The organism is Thermoplasmatales archaeon, assembly GCA_014361245.1.
Lineage (GTDB): Archaea > Thermoplasmatota > E2 > UBA202 > JdFR-43 > JACIWB01.
In genome coordinates this window covers 1-5979 of sequence record JACIWB010000060.1, presented here as the reverse complement: position 1 = coordinate 5979, position 5979 = coordinate 1, and the positions used below count along the sequence as shown (strand labels likewise).

Annotated in this window: 5 protein-coding genes and 1 tRNA gene; 4 read left to right on the top strand and 2 right to left on the bottom strand. The window is 32.2% G+C overall.

The genetic code is table 11. From position 1 onward, the window contains the following. Positions 1-335 precede the first annotated feature (335 nt). The 4 genes from rplJ (at position 336) to H5T45_07095 (ending at position 1903) form a co-directional block, all read left to right on the top strand. Positions 336-839, top strand: coding sequence for a 50S ribosomal protein L16 (rplJ, locus tag H5T45_07110; protein ID MBC7129474.1), 504 nt, complete (start codon positions 336-338; stop codon positions 837-839). A 67-nt stretch (positions 840-906) separates the two neighbouring features. Next, positions 907-1206 (top strand): hypothetical protein, encoded by a 300-nt coding sequence (locus tag H5T45_07105; protein MBC7129473.1) that lies wholly within the window; start codon positions 907-909, stop codon positions 1204-1206. Next, a tRNA-Phe gene (locus H5T45_07100) sits at positions 1172-1244 on the top strand. The genes H5T45_07105 and H5T45_07100 overlap by 35 nt, the downstream gene beginning before the upstream one ends. A 5-nt stretch (positions 1245-1249) precedes the next feature. After that, a complete protein-coding gene (locus H5T45_07095) occupies positions 1250-1903 on the top strand; it encodes a CDP-alcohol phosphatidyltransferase family protein (protein ID MBC7129472.1) in 654 nt (217 codons plus the stop codon). Here H5T45_07095 and H5T45_07090 read toward each other — a convergent pair. Both H5T45_07090 and H5T45_07085 read right to left on the bottom strand, forming a co-directional pair. Beyond that, positions 1878-4151: a hypothetical protein gene (locus tag H5T45_07090; protein MBC7129471.1), complete on the bottom strand. Its 2274-nt coding sequence runs from the start codon at positions 4149-4151 to the stop codon at positions 1878-1880. The two genes, H5T45_07095 and H5T45_07090, sit on opposite strands and share 26 nt — an antisense overlap. Before the next feature lie 28 nt (positions 4152-4179). Further along, positions 4180-5706 (bottom strand): DEAD/DEAH box helicase family protein, encoded by a 1527-nt coding sequence (locus H5T45_07085; GenBank protein MBC7129470.1) that lies wholly within the window; start codon positions 5704-5706, stop codon positions 4180-4182. Between the last annotated feature and the right edge of the window lie 273 nt (positions 5707-5979).

Genomic DNA, 5979 nt, shown 5'->3' with positions numbered 1-5979 from the left:
GAGAACCATTGGCAATAAAAAAATAGAGAGGATGACGGAAATGAATCCTATGATAGCAGAAAGAATTTTAGTTATCTAAAAAAGCAGGGAATAGAGCCAATCATCAAAACAAGAGAAAATGCTTCACAAAAGCAAAAGGCTAAAGAAACATTTTTCTCGAATTGAAATTTGTGTTCTATGCCATGCTCATCAATTTGTAAAAAGCCCAGTTTTTTTCAAAATTTAGTGGAAGTATGGCTTCCACTAGTTGTGCAACACAACATTTAAAAGAAAAATTATTAAAACAAAGCCATAGCAAAAGCAGAAAATCATAAATATATGCCTTCTATAACTTCATGGCAAGAAAGCCCGCAAGAATGTATCGTGACATAAGAGGCAGGGTTACTACGAGAAAGGAGTATATAGGTGGTGTGCCTGCTCCAAGAATAACGCAGTTTGATTTGGGAAATCTCAGCCAGGAGTTTCCTGTAGAAATATCCCTTATAGCAAAAGAAAAATGCAACATTTTGCACAGAGCTCTTGAAGCAGCGCGTATAGCAGCCAACAGATACATAATGCAGGCGGCTGGCAAATCAAATTACCGCATGAAAGTAAGGGTTTATCCTCATGTAGTAGTAAGGGAAAACAAGCAGGCAACAGGTGCGGGCGCCGACAGGGTTTCGCAGGGAATGAGGAAATCATATGGCAAGCCTGTTGGAACCGCAGCTCAGGTTAAGGAAGGGCAGAAAATAATTTCAATATGGACAAATCCTGAACATATAGAAGGGGCAAAAGAAGCTCTTAAAAGAGCAAATGCAAAAATTCCCACGCCCTGCAAAATAGAAATTAAAAAAGCATAATATTTTTAATTAATTTTTTATTATGTTCGTGGAAGAAAAAAACTTTGTTGAAAAATTGCAGGAGAATATAGATGTTGTTGAAAGACATCTGAAAGTTCTACTGATAGTAAAAAATGAGGGACCAGTTGGGATAATAAAAATATCGAGCCTTACAGGTTTGCCAACGCATAAAGTAAGATACTCTTTAAGAATTCTTGAAAAAAACGGGTTAATAAAGGCTACAACAAGCGGGGCAACATCAACAGATAAGACAGAAGAATTTATAAACCATTTCCAGAATATATTGAATAGAACGCTCGAGAGATTGGCAAAGCTCGATGAAATCATAAAAAGCCGCGGTAGCTCAGCTGGGAGAGCGTGCGGCTGAAGACCGCAAGGTCGAGGGTTCGACCCCCTCCCGCGGCATTTTTATGTTGAAAAATAGCATAATGTGGAAAATATCATTTGCTGATTCATTCACTATAATAAATGGTATAAGTGGTTTAATTTCGATATTTTATTCAATTAAAGGGAGTTTTTATACTGCCTTTATTCTTATTTTAATATCGGTTCTCGCCGATGGCTTGGATGGAATTGTTGCAAGAAAATTTGGGAGTTTTGTTGGAAAATATATGGATGAATTTTCCGATACTGTTTCATTTTGTGTTTCTCCATGCATTTTTGCCTTTTTAAAATACGAAATAAAAATAATTAATCCCATTTTTCTTTCTCTCTCCTCAATTTTTTTAATTTTTGGCATTCTCCATCTCATTTCATATCATATAGGTGAAAAAAATTTTTTCAATGGTCTCACAACACCTGCCAGCGCGATAATATTGCTCTGCATTTCCTATTTAAATCTTCCATTATTTCTTTTATATACAGCATTTTTAATACTATCTTTCCTAATGGTTTTAAGCATTCCCTATCCAAGAATTGAAAGATATAACTCAATTTTTGCAGTAATAATAATATTTCTTGCAATGACTGGTTTAAGAGAGTTTATCTATCTTCTCCTTTTTTCAACAATTATATATGTGATTTTTGGGCCATTCTATCTTATTCATAATAGTAAGAATTTTTAAAGAACGACAAATCTATTTTATCCCAGTCGTTGAAATCATTTATTCCATTTCCTCCATCCGAATAATCAATCAATTCAAAAGAATATCTGTAATTTAGGCAACTTTTATAATTTGCATATTTCCAGTAGCCCGCCAGCCAGGGGGCGTTGCAACTTTCATTATCTATTCCTCCAAAATCATCTTCAAATAACCCGAGATTATGTCCCAACTCATGCATTAGAAGGCTTGCATATGCTATCTTTCTCTTTTCTCCAACCCTCCAATCATTTATATACCGGCATGCAAGTAAAATAGAATCACAATTATCAAAACCAACAAAAGCGTTTCCCCCTCTTGCCCCTGGACCATATGCAACAAGGATTATATAATGGTATATTCCATGTTTTGGATTATTTACATCATAATTTAAAAAATAATTCCAGTAAAAATCCCTTGCCTCCTTATAATATATCCTCTCAAAATATGGAAGTTCATCATCAACTTCAATATGGAGCGCTATGTTATGTTTTGAAAAAGCATCATAAAGCATCTGGATGCTTTCATTGTATATTCTATATTGAGGCATATAATCTATTTCAATAAAAATATCTTTTGCAAAAGGATTAGATAAATTATATCTCATGTAATACTCCTCCAGATTGCTCAACCCATCATTATCTGGGTCAAGCAATGAATGATTTTCCGCTGAAAAAGGGCTATAGCCATATTTATCTTCCCATTCAATAGAAACTCCATCATTATCATAATCAATTCCATAATCACTTTCATAAGGATTTGTATGATAGATATTTATTTCTTCCCAGTAGGTTAGTCTATCATTATCATAATCATTATATGTTACATCAAACCATATTTCATAATTTGAAAATCTTATATGCCCGTAGCCATCCCCATCTCCGATAAAATCGTCTCCAAACCAGCTTCCAGTTGCTAAATCATAAAAAATATTAAATCTTTTAAAATCTGAAATAAATGAAATTTCAACAAACTGCTTTTTATCGTCGACATTCTGCCAGAATATAACTTCTGGATTTTCATCTCCATAAAATATACTGCTATTTCTATTCCCATCTATTAAAATTTCAAATTTCTCTTTTTTTGGAAACCTTATTCTTTCTATTTTCACCCCCACATTTATATCCACCAGAGGGTCAAAATCATCTGTTTCAATTTTTAAAAAATCTATTTTTTTATTCATTTCATCAATTCTTTTTTCATCCCTTCTATAAATTTCCATGGAAAAGTTCTCTTTATATATTGGCTCAAGAAGCCATGGAATGCATTTTATCATGCTTAATTTTCTATGAAAATTATTTGGAAAAATTTTTCCCCAGTAATTTCTCCTTGCATCACAGAAAGAATAGGAAGATTCTATTGAATACATCTCACTTTCAATTATGTCATTGTAATTTATTGAAATATTCCTGCTTTTTTCAAGCGATACTCCAAATCTGCAGCTTTTTATAAGGCATTTATTCACTTTTATACCCTCAGATTCTTCGAGCTTTAAACCATATCTGCTGTCAATTATTCTGCAATCTTTTATTTCAATTTCTTTTGAGCAAACAATTTTTATTCCAAAACTTCCATAACTTATATTACAATCTTTTATTGTATTTGAAATTGAATTTATAAAAAATATTTCTCCCTGATTATTGTTGCATTTATACACACTGCATTTTTCAATTATATTTTCTGAAGATTGTTCTCCATATACCCCGATCCCGCAAGTATAAATCTTGCAGTTTAAAACTTTATTTTTTTGAATTAGCTCCACACCTATCCCGCATTTATATATCTCACAATTTTCCAGAAAGCTGTTGTTTGCTGAAATGCCCCCGCCGCATTCAAAAACTACACAATCTTTTATATAAGTTGCATTCCCAACTATTCCATATCTCCCTCTATAAATTTTTGATTTTTCAATTGAGCAATTCTCTCCTTCAAATAAAATTATTGCATCGCTTGAATTGAAAAATTCAATATTTGATATACTTACAAAATCTCCCTTTATTTTTATAGCAGTTTTACCGCATCCATCTATAACCACTCTACCAATTCCATAAATTTTTAAACTTTTATCAACAACTATATTTTCCCTATATACTCCTTCTTTTATAAATATCGTATCTCCCTCTTTTGCGGAATTTATTGCACTCTGTATGCTTCCTCCATCAACGATGAAATCATCTGGAATTGCATCAGGTAGCAGAAGAATAAATACAATCAACAAAGCATATTTTTTCATAAAATTATATATTTCAGATATTAAATTTTTATTGGAACCAATCAATTTTTGTCTGCCCCACCATCTCTCTCTTCTTTATTAAATTCCCTAATCTTTTAATCTGCATCATCATCTTTTCTTCCTTTCTTTTACTGCTCCAGTAATATGCCTCATCTCTTGAACCCTTCATTATAATTATTACAACTTCCCCCGGCATGCCGCCCCTAGCTGTCCTCCCCCTCCGCTGGATGTGCCTTATTGCGCTCGCCACGGGCTCATAAAAAATTACAAGGCTTGTTGATGGAATATCTATGCCTTCCTCTCCTATACTTGTTGAGACGAGAATGTTGCACTCGCCTTTTCTGAATTTACTTATAACTTCTTTTTGCTCTTCCTGGCTCATTCCATTTCCCTCGCTTTTTGCCTGACCTATAAACTTTAAAGAATCTATTCCATATTTTTTTAGATATGATATTATTGTTTCTATTGTATCGCGATATTCAGCAAATATTATTATGCGTGCATTCCTATTTTTTGCAAGATGGTTTTCTACAATTCTTCTTGTTATTTCAAGTTTTGGATTTTCAACCGCATTGATTATTTTCTTCCTTATCTTTATATATTTTTGATTCATCCTTATTTTCTTCCCTGATCTTGAAAAATCCTTCTCTATTTTTCTTACATAATTTTTTGCTGAATCAATACCCTGACTTGTAAGCATTTCCTTAAGATGATATAGCTTAAGTATGGTTGCTATTGTTGTTATTGCATTGTATATGCTTCCTCCTCCACTTATTCTTTTTTGCAGGCTATTTTGCAGACTAAGAAGCATTTTTTTTGTAACCTTTTTTGGAGAAAAAGATATTTTTATATATTTATTCATTTCAACAAAAAAATCATTTATCATATCATCTATATCTCTAACAATTCCCTTTGTTTCTTCTGGCATCTCAACTATTTTCCATTTTATATTCCTTTCACCAACATATGGCTTAACATCCTCATCCTCATCTGTTCTTGCCTCTATATTCTCTATTCCAAGATTTTTTATTACCTCCATCAGTCTTTTAATATTGCTTCCAGGCGATGCAGTTAAAGCAAGAACTTGAACATTATTTTCAATGCATTTCTTGCCTATTTCAACATATGCATAATTTCCAACTGCCCGATGTGCTTCATCAAAAACAGTCAAACTGAATTTTTTGAAATCAATTAATTCAATATCATTTTTTATTGTCTGGGGTGTTGCAACAATTATATCTCCTTCAATGTAAATTTCAATTCTTTTATCCTTTTTTGTTTTTTCACCGGTTATAAGAAAAATCTTTTTTCCTTCAATTAATTCATTTAAATTGCTGTAATGTTGCTCACACAATGGTTTTGTGGGGGCAAGAAATAAAACTTTTCCTTTCTCAACTTTTTTTGCGATGAGCATTATAGCTATAATTGTTTTTCCTAAACCTGTTGGTAAAACCACAAGAGAGTTTTTATTTATTACAGAATTGAAAATGTTAATTTGATACTCTCTTGCAATAATTCTATTTGGCTTAATATTTTTAATTTTTATAAATTCCATCTCCATTTTTAATAAAATTAACCATATAAATTTATTGGAGGAATTTCGGCGCTGTAACTTTAGCATTGCATTACCTCCTGCAATGCTACTATAAATCTTTCATATTCATTATCCATTTTTACCACTCTACAATAAAAAACTGTAGTTATTGGATAAACTCTGATGGCTCTATCAAATTATAATAGAAAACATAAATGGAAAACCAGAGCTTCACATGTTTTATTTTCCATCTCTTGCTTGGAAAATAGTTATCAAAATGTTCTATCTTTTCAG